Source organism: Micromonospora sp. Utrum1, assembly GCF_057197805.1.
Window position 1 is genome coordinate 3,177,504 of record NZ_CM170071.1, and the last position, 14,984, is coordinate 3,192,487.

The 14,984-nt window shown below is 70.7% G+C and carries 16 protein-coding genes; 8 read left to right on the forward strand and 8 right to left on the reverse strand.

Annotated elements, in window-relative coordinates; genetic code table 11:
• Nucleotides 1-14: 14 nt before the first annotated feature.
• From AC0OLQ_RS15095 to AC0OLQ_RS15105, 3 genes are read right to left on the reverse strand one after another with little or no spacing between them, the layout of a single operon-like run.
• Nucleotides 15-836 (reverse strand): ABC transporter ATP-binding protein, encoded by an 822-nt coding sequence (locus AC0OLQ_RS15095; RefSeq protein ID WP_357343554.1) that lies wholly within the window; start codon nt 834-836, stop codon nt 15-17.
• A 5-nt stretch (nt 837-841) separates the two neighbouring features.
• The gene (locus AC0OLQ_RS15100) at nt 842-1,858 is read right to left on the reverse strand and encodes an ABC transporter substrate-binding protein (RefSeq protein WP_484531838.1); all 1,017 of its coding nucleotides are present in this window, start codon (nt 1,856-1,858) and stop codon (nt 842-844) included.
• A 16-nt stretch (nt 1,859-1,874) separates the two neighbouring features.
• Complete coding sequence (locus AC0OLQ_RS15105) at nt 1,875-2,753, reverse strand: ABC transporter permease (protein ID WP_484531839.1); 879 nt, start codon at nt 2,751-2,753, stop codon at nt 1,875-1,877.
• A 228-nt stretch (nt 2,754-2,981) separates the two neighbouring features.
• Between AC0OLQ_RS15105 and AC0OLQ_RS15110 the strand changes: the two genes are divergently transcribed.
• The 4 genes from AC0OLQ_RS15110 to AC0OLQ_RS15125 all read left to right on the forward strand — a co-directional run bounded on the left by AC0OLQ_RS15110 (nt 2,982) and on the right by AC0OLQ_RS15125 (nt 6,032).
• Nucleotides 2,982-3,980, forward strand: coding sequence for a LacI family DNA-binding transcriptional regulator (locus AC0OLQ_RS15110; protein WP_484531840.1), 999 nt, complete (start codon nt 2,982-2,984; stop codon nt 3,978-3,980).
• Entirely contained in the window at nt 3,977-5,143 is a 1,167-nt protein-coding gene (locus AC0OLQ_RS15115; protein ID WP_484531841.1) for a mandelate racemase/muconate lactonizing enzyme family protein, read from the forward strand. Before AC0OLQ_RS15110 ends, AC0OLQ_RS15115 begins: the two co-directional genes overlap by 4 nt.
• A 93-nt stretch (nt 5,144-5,236) precedes the next feature.
• Nucleotides 5,237-5,884, forward strand: coding sequence for a hypothetical protein (locus AC0OLQ_RS15120; RefSeq protein WP_484531842.1), 648 nt, complete (start codon nt 5,237-5,239; stop codon nt 5,882-5,884).
• Nucleotides 5,885-5,894: 10 nt separating this feature from the next.
• A complete protein-coding gene (locus AC0OLQ_RS15125; RefSeq protein ID WP_484531843.1) occupies nt 5,895-6,032 on the forward strand; it encodes a hypothetical protein in 138 nt (45 codons plus the stop codon).
• A 92-nt stretch (nt 6,033-6,124) separates the two neighbouring features.
• On the opposite strand, the gene AC0OLQ_RS15130 is transcribed toward AC0OLQ_RS15125, so the two are convergent.
• Genes AC0OLQ_RS15130 through AC0OLQ_RS15140 form a run of 3 tightly spaced genes read right to left on the reverse strand, consistent with a single transcriptional unit; the run spans nt 6,125 to nt 7,494 of the window.
• Entirely contained in the window at nt 6,125-6,697 is a 573-nt protein-coding gene (locus tag AC0OLQ_RS15130) for a TIGR03086 family metal-binding protein (protein WP_484531844.1), read from the reverse strand.
• On the reverse strand, nt 6,684-7,109 hold the full coding sequence (locus AC0OLQ_RS15135) for an SRPBCC domain-containing protein (protein WP_484531845.1): 426 nt from the start codon (nt 7,107-7,109) through the stop codon (nt 6,684-6,686). The genes AC0OLQ_RS15130 and AC0OLQ_RS15135 overlap by 14 nt, the downstream gene beginning before the upstream one ends.
• Entirely contained in the window at nt 7,099-7,494 is a 396-nt protein-coding gene (locus tag AC0OLQ_RS15140) for an ArsR/SmtB family transcription factor (protein WP_484531846.1), read from the reverse strand. The genes AC0OLQ_RS15135 and AC0OLQ_RS15140 overlap by 11 nt, the downstream gene beginning before the upstream one ends.
• Before the next feature lie 149 nt (nt 7,495-7,643).
• Between AC0OLQ_RS15140 and ggt the strand changes: the two genes are divergently transcribed.
• Together ggt and AC0OLQ_RS15150 are read left to right on the forward strand one after the other, a co-directional pair.
• Nucleotides 7,644-9,446 (forward strand): gamma-glutamyltransferase, encoded by a 1,803-nt coding sequence (gene ggt, locus AC0OLQ_RS15145; protein WP_484531847.1) that lies wholly within the window; start codon nt 7,644-7,646, stop codon nt 9,444-9,446.
• 192 nt (nt 9,447-9,638) lie between these two features.
• Nucleotides 9,639-10,226, forward strand: coding sequence for a dihydrofolate reductase family protein (locus tag AC0OLQ_RS15150; protein WP_484531848.1), 588 nt, complete (start codon nt 9,639-9,641; stop codon nt 10,224-10,226).
• A gap of 29 nt (nt 10,227-10,255) precedes the next feature.
• Here AC0OLQ_RS15150 and AC0OLQ_RS15155 read toward each other — a convergent pair whose 3' ends face one another.
• Nucleotides 10,256-11,743: a purine-cytosine permease family protein gene (locus AC0OLQ_RS15155; RefSeq protein ID WP_484531849.1), complete on the reverse strand. Its 1,488-nt coding sequence runs from the start codon at nt 11,741-11,743 to the stop codon at nt 10,256-10,258.
• A 338-nt stretch (nt 11,744-12,081) separates the two neighbouring features.
• Here AC0OLQ_RS15155 and AC0OLQ_RS15160 point away from each other — a divergent pair, with 338 nt between their 5' ends.
• Complete coding sequence (locus AC0OLQ_RS15160) at nt 12,082-13,377, forward strand: IS701 family transposase (protein WP_484527277.1); 1,296 nt, start codon at nt 12,082-12,084, stop codon at nt 13,375-13,377.
• A gap of 110 nt (nt 13,378-13,487) precedes the next feature.
• A complete protein-coding gene (locus AC0OLQ_RS15165; protein WP_484531850.1) occupies nt 13,488-13,640 on the forward strand; it encodes a hypothetical protein in 153 nt (50 codons plus the stop codon).
• 83 nt (nt 13,641-13,723) lie between these two features.
• Here AC0OLQ_RS15165 and AC0OLQ_RS15170 read toward each other — a convergent pair whose 3' ends face one another.
• Nucleotides 13,724-14,914, reverse strand: coding sequence for a sugar phosphate isomerase/epimerase family protein (locus AC0OLQ_RS15170; protein WP_484531851.1), 1,191 nt, complete (start codon nt 14,912-14,914; stop codon nt 13,724-13,726).
• Between the last annotated feature and the right edge of the window lie 70 nt (nt 14,915-14,984).

The window sequence follows — 14,984 nt, forward strand, 5'->3', positions numbered from 1 at the left end:
TGTCCTTCCAGTGGTTATTCGGCGGTCGTCGTCGCACCCAGGAGGTCCCGGATGCGTCCCGTGGCGCGGGCGAACTCCGGCGCCGACATGGTCTGGCCGTAGTCCCGCTCGACGGGAAGGTCGACATCGATGACCTCGGCGACGGTGCCGGGTCGAGGGGTCATGACGATCACCCGGTTGGCCAGGTAGACCGCCTCCGCGATGGAGTGGGTGACCAGCAGGACGGTGGTGCCGGTCTCCCGCCAGATCCGCCGCAGTTCGACGTTCATCTGCTCGCGGGTGAGGGCGTCGAGCGCCCCGAACGGTTCGTCCATGAGCAGCACCGGGGGGCGGTGCAGCAGCGCGCGGCACAGGGCCACGCGCTGCTGCATGCCACCGGAGAGCTCGTTCGGGTACGCGTCCTCGAAGCCGGTCAGCCCGGTCATCGCGATCAGCTCGTCGGCGCGCTGGCGTGCCTGCGCCTTCGGCATGCCCCGCATCTCGGCCTGAAGCAGGATGTTGCGCCGGGCCGTGCGCCACTCCAGCAGGGCGGCGCGCTGGAAGACGTACCCGATGTCGCGCCGCGGCCCCCGCACGTCCTCGCCGTGCAGGCGGACCTCGCCGGACGAGGGCCGCAGCAGGCCGGACACCAACTTCAGCAGCGTGGACTTGCCGCAGCCGGAGGCGCCGACGATGGCGACGAACTCGCCCGGCTCGATCCGCAGCGAGACGTCGCGCAGCGCCGTGACGTCCTTCTTCTTGGTGCGGAACCGGACCGCGACCTGGTCGATGTCGACCGCGGCGCCGGTCGCCGTGGCGTCCGCGGAACGCTGCGTGGTGGTGTTGCCGACCGTCATCGGTCTCATCCCTTCGGCGAGAAGCTCGCGTCCCAGTACTTCGACGGCGACTCCGCCTTGGTGATCACACCGGCGTCGGCGAAGACGGTGATGGTCTTCTGCCAGTCGGACTCGTCGTTGACGCCGGGAGCCTGGCCCTTGGTGGCGTCGGTGTGCAGCAGTTGGAGCGTGGCGTTGAACTGCTCGGTGAGCACCTTCTCCGACGGCAGCTGCTGGGACGCGCCCTGCATAGCCGCCACGGCGCCGGCGGGGTCCTTCTCGGCGGCGGCCCAGGCCTCGCTGCTGGCCGCGACCATCCGCTTGACCAGGCCCTGCTTATTCTTGATGGTGTCGCCCGAGGCGAGCAGGCCGTTGCTGTAGAAGGTCAGGCCGTGCTCGGCGAACTTCAGGTAGGAGACCTGCTTGCCGGCCTTCTCCTGCATGGTCGGGCCCTGGTCGGTGGCGAAGCCGAGCAGCGCGTCGGTCTTGCCGGACATGACGGCGGCCATCTTGCCGGCCGGGTCGGTGTTCTGCAGGGTCACGTCGCTGGCGGCGAGACCGTTGGCCTTGAGGAACGCCGGGAAGGTCTTGCTCAGCGCGTCGCCGGCGGTGGAGGCGATGGTCTTGCCCTTGAGGTCGGCGGGGGAGGCGATGTTCTTGTCGCTGAAGAACTGCACCGACGACGGGGTGGTCTGGAGGAAGACGCCGACGCTCTTGACGTCCATGCCCTGGCCGACCCCGGAGAGCAGGGCCGGGGTGTCGGCCCAGCCGAAGTCTGTCTGCCCGGCTGCGGTGGCCTGGATCGTCTTCTGCGAGCCCTGCCCGGCCTGGATGGTCAGGTCGATGCCGTGCTTGGCGAAGATCTCCTGCTTCTTGCCGTAGTAGAACGGCGCGTGCTCGCCGTAGGGGTACCAGTTGAGGGTCAGGGTCACCTTGTCCAGGCCCTGGGCGTTCTTCTCCTGCTTGTCGGAGGACGAGCCGCAGGCGGTGGCGGCCATAAGGAGCGCCGGCACGAGCGCGACGGCGAGAGTACGCAACTTCATCCGAGGGTTCTCCTGTTCACATCGTTGTGGTGGCGGCGTCGGTGCGGCGGCTGGCGTGCCAGGGCAGAACCAGGTACTCCAGCAGCTCGACGACGACGAAGAGGATCACGCCGAGCAGCGACATGATGATCAGCCCGGCGAACAGGGTCGGGGTGTCGAGGTTGCCGTTGGCCTGCAGGATCACGTAGCCGAGGCCCTCGTTGGCGCCGACGAACTCACCGACGACGGCGCCGGTGACGGCCATGGTGGCGGCGACCTTGAGGCCGGCGAACAGGTGCGGCAGGGCGGCGGGGAACCGGATCTTCCGGAACGTCTGGGCCGGGCCAGCGCCCATGGTCGCCGACAGTTGCAGCATCTCCGGGTCGATCGACTTCATGCCGGTGACGGTGGAGATGACGATCGGGAAGAAGGCCATCAGGACCGCGACGACGACCTTGGGCGAGAGCCCGAAGCCGAGCCACACGATGAACAGCGGCGCGATCGCGATCTTCGGGATGACCTGGGCGAACAGCAACAGCGGGTAGAGGCTCTTCTCGACGGTGGGGGAGTAGACCATGACCACGGCGGCGAGCACGCCGACCACGATGGCGATCGCGAAGCCCAGCACCGTCTCGTAGGTGGTGATCCAGGTGTGGTGGAGGAAGTAGCCCGGCTGGGCGAGGACGACGTCCAGCGCCGTGCCGGGTGACGGGACCAGGTAGGGCTTCACCAGGTCCCCGGCGGTGACCACCCACCAGACGACCAGGATGGCCACGAGGACCGCGGCGGGGCGCCACGTGTTCCGGGCGAACCGGCGCAGGCCGGCGCCCGCCCCGCCCGCGCGGCGGGCGGCCGACGCGGTGACGCCGGCGGGAGCGGTGCGCTCCGCTTGCTCGATGGTGCTCTGCGCGGCCATGACCCTCCGTTCTCCCTGGCTGGCCGGCGGTTTCCGGGTACTCAGCCGTTGGGTAGGCGCGTGCCGTCGGCAGGGCCGGGCGACCCCGGTGAGGACGGGGAAGCGGCCCTGAATGCGCTTTCAGTAAGCGCTTTCAGGGTGCTACGGTAACCACGCCGAAATAAGCCGGTCAAGAACTTCCGCAGGGGGAAAACGATGCAGCCACGGGCGCACGTGACCTTGGAAGACGTGGCCAGAGCCGCCGACGTCTCGCTGGCCACCGCCTCCCGGGCGCTCAACGGCATGCGGGTCACCCCGCAACTGCGCGACCGGGTCATCGCGGCCGCAGAGAAGCTGGCCTACACGCCGAACGCGCACGCTCGGGCCCTGGCCGGCGCCTCCCACCGCACCGTCGGCGTCATCTGCCACGACGTCACCGACCCCTACTTCGCCGCTGTCGCCGGCGGCGTCATGCGGGTGGCCGGGGACAACGACCTGCTGGTCATGCTGGCCAGCACCTTCCGCGACCCCGAACGGGAGATCGCGTACGTGTCGATGCTGCGCGCCGAACGTGCCCCCGCCATCCTGCTGATCGGCTCCGGCTTCGAGGACGCCCGCTGGGAGCGGGCGCTGGAGGCCGAGCTGAAGCCCTACCTGGACGGTGGCGGCCGGGTCGCCGTCGTCAGCCGGCACCGCAGCCTGAAGGTCGACAGCGTGCTGCCGGAGAACCGCGCCGGCGCCGCCGCCATGGCCCGCGCCCTGCTCGACCTCGGCCACCGCCGGTTCGCCGTGCTCTCCGGACCGCGGGCGCTCACCACGGTCACCGACCGGCTCGGTGGTTTCCGCGACGAGCTGGCCAAGGCCGGCGTGGCGGTCGACCCGGCCGACATCGTCGAGGGCCCCTTCACCCGCGACGGCGGGTACGGCGCGATGTCCGAGCTGCTGGCCCGGGGATCGGCGGCGACCTGCGTGTTCGCGCTGACCGACGTGATGGCCATCGGCGCGTGCGCGGCGCTACGCGACCACGGCCTGTCCGTCCCGAACGACATCTCCGTCGCCGGCTTCGACGACATCCCGATCGTCCGTGACCTCACCCCGGCGCTGACCACGGTGGCCCTGCCGCTGCAGCGCCTCGGGGAGAAGGCGATGGAGCTGGCGCTGACCGAGAACAACGGACGAAGGCGCCGGCTCCTGCGGATGGGCGGCGAGGTCGTCCTGCGCGGCAGCACCGCGAAGGTGGGCTCGTGAACCCGCTCGCCGCCGACCTGGCCGGTCTGACCATCGACGCGGTCGAGACCTACGCCGTCGCGCTGCCGACCATCCGCTCGTTCGGCGTCTCCGGCGGCTCGGTGGCCGTCGCCGGCACGCCCAGCATCCGGGTGCTCGTCAAGGTCACCGCCGGCGGCGTCACCGGCTGGGGCGAGGCCACCCCGATCCCGGCCTGGACCTACGAGACCGCCGAGTCCATCGTCACCACCATCGACCGCTACCTCGCCCCCGCCATTCTCGGCCGCCCGGCCTGGGACCTCGACGGTGTCACCACCGCCTTCGACCGGGCCATCAACCGGGGCTTCACCATCGGGGCCCCCCTCGCGAAGTGCGCCGTTGACGTCGCGCTGCACGACCTGCTCGGCCGCGCGCTCGGCGTGTCGGTGGGCGTGCTGTGGGGGCAGCGCCGCCGGGAAACCATCCAGCTCGGCTGGATCGTCTCCGGGCAGACGGCCGCGGAAGTGGCCGACGCGGTGGCCGAGGGCAGCGGCCTCGGGTACGAGGCGTTCAAGGTCAAGGTCGGCCTGCACAGCGAAGCCGAGGACGCCGCCGTGGTGCGGGCCGTCCGCGAGGCCGCGCCCGACGCCGCGCTGTGGGTCGACGCCAACCAGGCGTACACCGTCGACGGCGCGCTGCGCATGGCCCGCCGGCTCGCCGACCTCGACGTCACCGCCTTCGAACAGCCGCTACCGGCCAACGACGTCGCCGGGCAGCGCCGGCTGCGGGAGACCTGCCCGATTCCGGTCGCGCTCGACGAGAGCCTGCGCCACCCAAGCGACCTGGCGACGTTCGTGAAGCTCAACGCGGTGGACGTGGCCATCGCCAAGGTGCAGCGCAGCGGCGGTCTGACGCTGTCCCGGCGGCTCTGCGCCCTGGCCGAGGACGCCGGGGTACGGCTGATGGGGTCGGGGCTCACCGACTCCGACCTGGGACTGGCCGCCTCGCTGCACCTGTTCGCGGCCTACGGCATCGACACGCCGGTCGACCTCAACGGGCGGCAGTTCCTCACCTCGTCCTACGCCACCGGTGAGACGGTCGAGGTGAAGGACGGGGTCGCGCGGGTGCCGACCGGGCCGGGGCTCGGCGTCGAGGTGGACGAGTCGGTGGTGCGGGAACTCGCCGTGGACGTCCTGGCCCGGTAGCGGCGACGGGTCGACCGGCGATTGGCCGGCGCCGATTCCGGGTACAGCCGCGATGCCACGGCCCGCGCCGCAGACCCTTTCGATGGAGACGCCATGACAGTCGATCTCCCCGCTCAGGCGGTCACCGCTGGAGCCGTACCCGAGGTCTGCGCCCGTCACGGTCAGCCCGCGACCCGCCGGCGCAAGACGGTTTTCCGGTCCTACACGCCGAAGTGGGTCTACGTTCTGCTTCTGTTCGGAGTGCTGCCGTTCGCCATCGTCGCCGCCGTACTGCAGAAGCGCGTCAAGGCGCCGACCTGGCCCTTCTGCGCCGACTGCGGCAGGTTGCGGACCCGCCGCCTGTTCATCGGCGTCGGCCTGGTGGTGCTCGCGGTCGTCGGCGCGGTAGCGCTGTCCGCCCTGATGGCGCCTAACGACTCGACCGCCGGCTCGATCGTGCTGGTTTTCGTGCTGCTGCTCATCGCGGGGCTCGGCGTGGCCAGCACCGCCGCCAACGGCCCGATCGCCTCTGGATACGTGTCCAACGACGGCAGCACGGTGCACGTCCGCCGCGCGCACGACCGCTTCGCCGAGCAGGTCGCGGCCCTGCAGCCGGGCCCCGTGCCGCAGCCCCACCAGGCCTACCCGCCCTACCCGCAGGCCGGACCGCCGCAGTATCCGCCGTACCCTGCCGCCGCGCCGCAGTACGGGCCCGCGACGCAGGCCTGGCCCCGTCAGGCGCAGGGCGATCAGCGGCAGTAGCGATCGGGTGGTGGGCGCCGACCTAGCTGTCGACCCGGCACTCGACACCGTGTCGATGCCGAACACCAGGGTCGACAGGCTGGAAAGCTCCCAGAGGTCGGCCCTGGTGTCCCTCGACCTGCGGATGGCCCGCCGGCTGGCCGAGTAGGACGTCACCGCGTTCGAGCAGCCGCGACGAAAAGGACGCGGGCAGTTCACGATGGACGCGTGGGCGTGAAGGCAGGCCAGGCGAGGCTCGCCTCACGGCTTCGACCAGAACGGATCGCGGCCGATGAAACCCAGCAGTTTGGTCTGGGCATCCGCGTCCTCGGGCACCGCCACTCGCGGGCCGTACTGGCCGGAGGAGCGGATGACCTCCTCCATCTGCTCCATCCCACCGAGGAGTAGAGCGCAGAACTCCGGGTCCAGCGCGTCGTCCTGGCCGGTAGCCCTAGAGAGATCCCAGGTGTGCATGAACACGTCGGTGGTGTAGAACCGGTCGATCGCGTCCGCCAGCGGCAGGCTGCCGAGGTGGGGGTTGGTGAGGTGGCGGTGCGCCGTCTCCGGATCGTCCAGCACCGCCTGCACGGCATCGCAGTGAATCTGCCAGGCGGCGACCGGGTCTTCGTTCACAGATGGCCCCTGGGGCAGTTCGATGCCGGCGCCGGAGGCGAGAAATCCGGGGAACCATTCGGTCAGGTGACGTACCACGTCGCGGGCGGTCCAGCCGGCGACCGGGGACGGCACGTCCCACGATCGGGTACCCCGGACCCGGTCGGTGAACAGCCCGGCAACCTGGCGGTGCCGCTCGGCCGGGCGGTCAGACAGCGCCATCGATGATCATCCGCTCGAGCTTCGCGTAACCCTCGTTGACACCGACCTCCATGCCGCTGCGCAGCCACGCGTTGCGGCCTTCGAAGCTGTCGACCAGGGACTGCGTCCGCAGCCGCGTACGGCCGTCGCCCAGGTCCTCGAACGACAACGTCTCCAGCGCGACTCCGTCGGGCTCGCCCTCGAACGTGAAGGTCTGCACGATGCGGTCCGGCCGTACCTCGTGGAAGCAGCCGCGGAACCAGTACTCCGTGCCGTCGTGCACCGAGACGTACCGCCAGCTGCCGCCGGTAGACGCGTCCCAGTGCTCGATCCGGGTGGCCATCGCGTCGGGACCCACCCACCGGGCGAACAACACGGGATCGGTGTGGGCGCGGAACAGCTGCTCGGGCGTTGCCGCAAAGTCACGACTCATCCGGATGACCGGCAGCCTCGGATCGGCTTCGATTGCTGTCTCCGTGATTCTGTCCATCGTCGTCTCCCTTCAACTCCGCCAAAACGGCGTCAAGGCGGCGATAGCGCTGCTCGACGCGGCTCCGGTGGCGCTCGATCCAGGTGTCCATCAGGTCGAAGGCCTGGACCTCCAGGCGCACCGGCCGGGGCTGCGGTCCTCCCGGTCGGCTGACCAGCCCGGCCTCCTCGAGCACCCGCAGGTGCTTGTAGACCGCCTGCAGCGTCATCCGGTACGGCTCGGCCAGCTCGCTCACGGTCGCGTCGCCCTCCGAAAGCCGGGCCACCATGTCGCGCCGGGTCGGATCCGCGAGGGCGGCGAAGGCCCGGGACAGCGTGTCCGTGGTCATCCGCCCTCCCTTTCAACCCGATGGTTTAAAGGACGGTAGGCAGCAGACGAACCATCCGTCAACCCTGTGGTTGAAAGTGCTCCTCGGGTTGCCCGCCCTCGATCGGTGGAGTAGGCAGTAGGTTCACTCATGTCGATCTGGGAGGCCAGATGAGACCTCGGGCCCTCGTCACCGCGACCATCGCCCTGGCCACGCTCGTGGCCGGGACCGCCGTTCCCGCCCAGGCGAAGCCGGCCGGGCCGCCGAAGGAGCCGGTGGCCGTCGGGTACGGGGGAGCGGTCTCCACCGTGGACGCCACCGCCACGGCCGTCGGCCTGGACGTCCTGCGGCGCGGCGGCAACGCGGTCGACGCGGCGGTCGCCGCCGCGGCGACCCTCGGCGTCACCGAACCCTTCTCGGCCGGCGTCGGCGGTGGGGGCTTCTTCGTCTTCTACGACGCGAAGAGCCGGCGTGTGCACACCATCGACGGCCGCGAGGCCGGACCAGCCTCGATGAGCGAGACCACCTTCATCGACCCGGCCACCGGAGGGCCGTACCGGTTCGACGAGGCCCGGATCAGCGGGCTGTCGGTCGGCGTCCCGGGCACCCTGCTCACCTGGCAGGACGCGCTGGACCGCTGGGGCACCAGGTCGCTCGCGCAGATGCTCAAACCCGCCGCGCGGGTCGCCGAGGGCGGCTTCCCCGTCGACGAGACCTTCGCCGGTCAGATCGCCGGGAACCAGGCGGCGTTCGGCCAGTTCAGCTCGACCAGCGCGCTGTACCTGCCCGGCGGGCAGCCGCCGGCGGTCGGCAGCACCTTCCGCAACCCGGACCTCGCCGGGACGTACCGGCTGATCGCCAAGCGGGGCACCGACGTCTTCTACCGCGGCGGGATCGGTCGCGATGTGGTCGCGACCGTGCAGCACCCACCGGTGGCGGCGCAGCCGGTCGGCTCGTGGCCGTACCCGATCCGCCCGGCCGGCATGACCGCCGCCGACCTGGCCGCATACCGCACCCGCTTCCCCGAGCCGACCCGGTCGGACTACCGCGGCCTCGAGGTGTACGGCATGCCCACCCCGTCCAGCGGTGGCACCGCCGTGGGGGAGGCGCTCAACATCCTCGAGCAGTTCGACCTGCGGTCCATGACCGCGACCCAGGCGATGCACCACTACCTGGAGGCCAGCGCGCTGTCGTTCGCCGACCGCAACCGGTACGTCGGCGACCACACTCAGCAGAACATGCTCCGCGAGCTGCTCAGCGACGCGTACGCCAAGGAGCGGTCCTGCCTGATCGACCCGTCGGCGGCGCTGCCCAAGCCGGTCGCGCCCGGCGTCCCCGACGGCACCTACGGCGGCTGCTCGGCCGCGGCGGTCGCCGACGTCCGCGACGACCGCACCGGCACCACCAACCTGACCGTGGCCGACCGGTGGGGCAACGTCGTGGAATACACGCTGACCATCGAGGCGACCGGCGGCAACGGCATGGTCGTGCCCGGCCGGGGATTCCTGCTCAACAACGAGCTGACCGACTTCAACTTCGCGCCGACCCAGGGCGCCGCAACCGACCCGAACCTCCCGGGGCCGGGCAAGCGCCCGCGCAGCTCCATGTCACCCACGATCGTGCTGGCCGACGGCCGGCCGTTCCTGGCCGTCGGCTCGCCCGGCGGCGCGACCATCATCACCACCGTCCTGCAGATGCTGGTCAACCGGATCGACCGGGGTATGACGCTGCCGCAGGCCCTCGCCGCGCCGCGGGCGTCGCAGCGCAACGGCGCCAGCACCCAGGCGGAGCCGGCCTTCATCACCGGGTACGCCACCGGCCTCCCGCCGGGCCACGCGTTCTCGCCCACAGCGGAGATCGGTGCGGCGACCGGTATCGAGTTCCTGGCGGACGGCCGGCTGCTCGCCGCGGCCGAGCCCGTACGCCGTGGCGGCGGCGCGGCGGCCGTCGTCGGCCGTTGGGCGCGCGACTGACGACGGGGGACCGCGGCGACGGCTCCGGCCCAGCCTGAGCCGTCGCCGTGCTCCTCGCCGCAAAGGGCCGGCCGGCTGCGAAACGAACGCCGCACCCCATTTTCGAGAGCCGATGTCGGGACTGCCGGGTCGGCTCCGACTACCTCCTGACGGCGCCGGACGGTGGTGCCGACAGTGTGGCGGAGGTCAGCGATGGGCAAGGTCGTGCTGGACGTGTCGATGTCCCTGGACGGTTTCACGGCTGGGCCGAACGTCCGCGAGGCAGAGCCGATGGGGGATGGCGGCGAACGCCTACACGCATGGATGGCCGAGCAAGGGCCCGAGGGCGAGATCGACGCCGCGGTGCGCCGAGAAGTGGACGCGGCCGTCGGAGCGACGGTCATCGGGCGACGCGCCTTCGATCTCGGCCTCGGCCCGTGGGGCGGTACCCCGTGGCCCGGCGTCCCCAGCTTCGTGGTGACCCACCGGGCGAGGCAGGACCTGCTCGGCAACAACGGCGGAACGTTTGCCTTCGACGGGATGCAGGCCGCGGTGCGGCGCGCCAAGCAGGCCGCTGGACACAAGGACGTCCTGGTGCTCGGGGCCGATGTCGCCCGCCAGTTGCTCAGGGCGAATCTGCTCGACGAGGTACGCATCCACCTGATTCCGCTCCTGCTGGGTGAGGGAACGCCACTGTTCGCCGGCGAGCAGGCCGAGCTGATCGCGGAAGGAAAGCCGGTCACTGGAAACGTGACCCACCTACGCTTCCGGGTCGCACGAGGCCCCGGCTGCCTGTCATAGGTGTGGCAGGCAGCGGAGCCAATGCCGGATCAGGCGGTGCGTTCCTGGTCGCGGACGCGGCGCCGACCGAGCAGCAGGTAGCCGAGGAAGCCGATGGCGAAGGAAACCGCCACCCCGAGGTTCGCGTACGCCCAGCCCCCGGTCCTTCCGCCGAGGCCCGTTGCCGAGAGCAGGTAGCCCTGCCAGGACAGCCACGAGGCCAAGCTGTTGGTTACCAGGCCCCAGCCGACGGCGGTGCCGGCGACGACGAGCCCGACCGCCGCCGCGCCGATCGAGCCGTATCGGCCTTCGTGCCGGTAGAGGTCCGCCTCCGCGTACGCCTGCCTGCGCAGCGCGAGGTCCGCGAGGAACACGCCGCACCAGCCGGCGATCGGCACGCCGAGGGTGATGAGGAAGCCCTGGAAGGGACCGATGAAGCTGCTGGCGATCCAGACGACGTAGATGGTGCCGAGGATCATCAGGACGCCGTCAATGCCCGCCGCCACCCACCTCGGCGCACGCAGCCCGAGGGTGAGCAGCGCCAGACCCGACGAGTAGATGTCCAGGACCGCGCCGCCGATGAGGCCGAGGATGGCGACGATCGCGAACGGCACGAGGTACCAGGTAGGGACGAGCGCCGTCAGGGCGCCGATGGGGTCGGCGGCGATCGCGCTGCTGAGCTGCTGGTCGGAGGCGGCGAGCAGCAGGCCGTAGACCACCAGGACCACGGGCGCCACGCTCGCACCGAACGTGGTCCAGCCGACGACGCCTCGGCTCGACGCGCCGCGCGGCAGGTAGCGGGCGTAGTCGGCGCCGGAGTTGACCCAGCCGAGGCCGAAGCCGGTCATCGCGAAGATGAGAGTGCCGATGAACGCCTCGACGGAGCCGCTCGGCACCGACGACACCGCGGCCCAGGAGACGTGGTCGGCGGTCAGCGCGACGTAGCCGACGGTCAGAACCGCGGTGGCGATGGTGATGATGCCTTGCAGGCGCATGATGGCGTCGAAGCCGAGGACCCCGGCGAGGACGACGATCAGGGCCACGACGAGGAACGCGACGACCTTGGTGAGGTTGCCGCTGCCCCAGCCCAGCCGGTCGAAGACGGTCGCCGTGGCCAGCGTGGCGAGGGCGCAGAGCACGGTCTCCCAGCCGACGAGCAGGACGTAGCTGATGGCCGCCGGCAAGGCGTTGCCGCGTACGCCGAACGGGGCCCGGCTGAGGATCATCGTGGGCGCCGAGCCGCGCTTGCCGGCCAGCGACACGAAGCCCACGAGCAGGAACGAGACGACGGTGCCGAGCACCCCGGCGAACGTCGCCTGCCAGAAGGAGACGCCGAAGCCGAGGAAGAATGAGCCGTAGCTGATGCCTAGGACGGCGATGTTCGCGGCGCACCATGGCCAGAACAGGTCGCGGGGTCGGCCTCTGCGTTCCTCCTCCGCGATCACGTTGATGCCGTTGAGCTCGACGGGCAGGCCGGCCGGCCCGCCAGCGCCGGGCTTCGGGCCTTGACTCTTGGTGGGGTGGACCTCTGCGGTCATGGCTTTCCTTCCGCAGTGGGCGGGTGCGACTCGGGCGGGTCGAGGAGCTGTGGACGGTACGGGCGATGACCAGTGTCCGGGTGGCGGGCCTGGATGAACAAGGGTCAGGTCCCGTGCCTCGGAGATGTCAGTAGCGCAGGGCGCGGAGGTTGGCGTTAGCTGTCGCAGGCCGACGAGACGCCGTCCGGACGCGGGCTGTCGTTCTCAGTCAGGTATTGACATCCCCTCCCGCCTAGTACTCCAACGTCACTTGGCTTCGGCGTTGGGCGTGGCGTGGGCATGAGGACGGCCACCGCGTTGATCATCGATGGTTTGTGAGGACAACCGAAGATCGTGCGGTGGCCGTGGGCCACAGCCTAGACCTTGACCGGTGGCGGGTCATCCTGGACGAGGCGGTGACGCGTGTCGCTGCCCGGTTCGTGCGGGTGGAGCCACGCCGGACCGCTGGGCAGTTCGTGGAAGGGCTGCTGTCGGACGCGGAACGCAAGACCTGCTGGTCGTTGGCGGAGCGGGCCGGCCACTGCGACCCGCAGGCGATGCAGCGGCTGCTGCGCACGGCGGTGTGGGACGCCGACGCCGTGCGCGATGACGTGCGTTCGTGGCTGGTCGAGCAGCTCGGCCATCCCGACGGTGTGCTGGTCACCGACGAGACCGGCTTCCTGAAGAAGGGTGTGTACTCGGTCGGGGTCCAGCGGCAGTACACCGGCACCGCCGGCCGGGTGGAGAACAGCCAGGTCGGGGTGTTCCTGGCCTATGTCACCCCGCACGGGCGGGCGCTGATCGACCGCCGGCTCTACCTGCCGGAGACGACCTGGTGCGAGCAGCCCGACCGCCTCACCGCCGCCGGCGTGCCGGACGACGTCGGGTTCGCGACGAAGCCTGCCCTGGCCCGGCAGATGATCGCCGCCGCAATCGAGGCTGGCGTCCCGGTCGGGTGGGTGACCGGCGACGAGGTCTACGGCGCCGACCCTGGCCTACGCGCTGACCTGGAACACCGCGAGATCGGCTACGTCCTGGCGGTCGGCTGCGACCGACGCGTGCACGTCAACGACGGCCGCACCCTCATACGCGTCGACGAACTCGCCGACCGGATCCCCACCAGCGAGTGGCAGCAGCACAGCTGTGGACCGGGAGCGAAAGGCCCCCGCGACTACCTGTGGGCGTGGATCACCACCGCCACCCAGCCAGGTGAGCACCGGTGGCTGCTCATCCGCCGCAACCGCACCACCGACGAGCTGGCCTTCTACCTGTGCTGGTCACCCCGCCCGGTGCCGCTGCACACCCTCGTGACCGTCGCCGGCTCCCGCTGGAGCATCGAGGAGCTGTTCCAGACCGGTAAAGGCCAGGTCGGCCTGGACCACTACCAGGTCCGCGGCTGGACCGGCTGGCACCGCTTCATCACCCTGGCCATGCTCGCCCTGGCCGTCCTGACCATCCTCGCCGCCACCGCGCAGCAGCCCGACGCTGACCCGGAGATCATCGCGTTGACCGTCGCCGAGATCCGCCGCCTCCTCAACGCCTTCGTCCTCGCCGCATCGCTACCGCCAGAGCACACCCTGCACTGGTCGATCTGGCGGCGAACATCCCAAGCCCGAGCCCGACGATCCCACTACCAGCGCAGACAGGCGAACTGACGTTGGAGTACTAGAGGCGGGAGATTCCCGCTTCCAGCGCCGTACGTCGCCGACGCTGGGTGGGTGGTCGACAGGGTGCCGAGTGGCTCCTGTCCCGGACTGCCCGCCCGGTGAGTGGGGTCGCTGCCTCGGCGGCGTCCCTGACGTTGATCGCCGCGTTCACGTCAGCGTCGGCGCCGCACTACCTGGAGCGGGGTATTGCGGAGGTGCGCGAGCAGTTTGAGTGCGCCCAGTACTTCGAGCAGCAGAACCGGCCGGATTAGAGCCCCGCATCTCGGTAAACAGAAGATCGCCCGCTCCGGCCGACACACCGGGTCGGCCGGAGCGGGCTAATCCGTGGGAGTCGTCAGTAGCGCAGGGCGCGGAGGTTGGCGTAGCTGTCGCAGGCCGACGAGACGCCGTCCGGGCGAGGGCTGTCGTTCTCGGTCAGGTAAAGGTCGACGCCGCCCATCTCGCTGTAGGCGAAGATGCGGGCGAAGTCGATGGTGCCCTCGCCCACGTCGGCGAAGGACCCGTTCGCGGCCATGTCCTTGACGTGGAACAGCGAGAACCGGCCCGGGTACTGCTTGATCAGCTCCACCGGGTCGGCGCCGACGCTGGACGCCCAGTACAGGTCGAGCTCCATGGCCACCAGGTTCGGGTCGGTCTCGCGGATCAGCACGTCGTAGCCGCGTACGCCGTTCTGGGCGGTGAACTCGAAGCCGTGGTTGTGGTACGCGACGGTGATGCCGGCGTGCTTGAGCGTGGTGCCGACGGTGTTGAGGGTCGCGGCCACCTTGGAGTAGTCGGCGAGGGTCCACGAGCCCGATCCGGAGATGCGGACGTACTTCGCGCCGAACGCCTTGGCGTTGGCGATGACGCCGTCGAGGTTGTTCTGAAGGTCGCCGAGGCCGATCCCGATGGAGGGAACGGCCAGTCCGGCGTCGGCCACGAGAGGCGCGAGCGCGGTGGCCGTCTTGCCGTAGAAACTGTTGACCGCGCCCGACGGTTCGGCGTTGCGGTAGCCGCAGGCGGCGAGCGCGCCGAGGGTGGCTTCGGGTGCGGTCGGCATGGTGGCCCGGACCGTGTAGAGGACGAGGCCGATGCGGTCGTCGGGTAGCGCGCGGGTCCCCGATGCCGGCTGCGGTGTGCCGATCTCGGAGCCGGCCGCCGCTCGTACGATGCTCGCGCTCTCCTCGGGTGTGATGACGTCGTCCTGACGGAGCGTGTTCGTCAGGCTGCTGACGGTGCTCACGAAGCTGCCGTGGTCGGCGAACGGGGCCTTCGCCCAGATGGCGTCCAGGATTGTGCATCCGTCACCGAGGTCGCGGTTGGGTACGCCCGAGTCGGCGCCGGCACGGCCGAAGAAGACCGTGGACGAGGTGGTGTAGCCCCACGGGCAGAGGTCGGCGGCGACCTGTTCCGCGGCGGGCGTCTCGGGTTCGGCGGCCGACGCCGGAGCCGCGGTGAGCGGCAGGAGTGTCGCGGCGAGCGACACGGCGAGCAGGTGACGGGCTCGCGGTCGATGGTGGGACGGGCGGGCGAAGCTGGAGTTCATGGTTGTCTCCCGGAAGTCGGAGGGGCGGGTGGTCAGGCCACAGAGGGGCAGCGCCACGGATGGCGGCTGC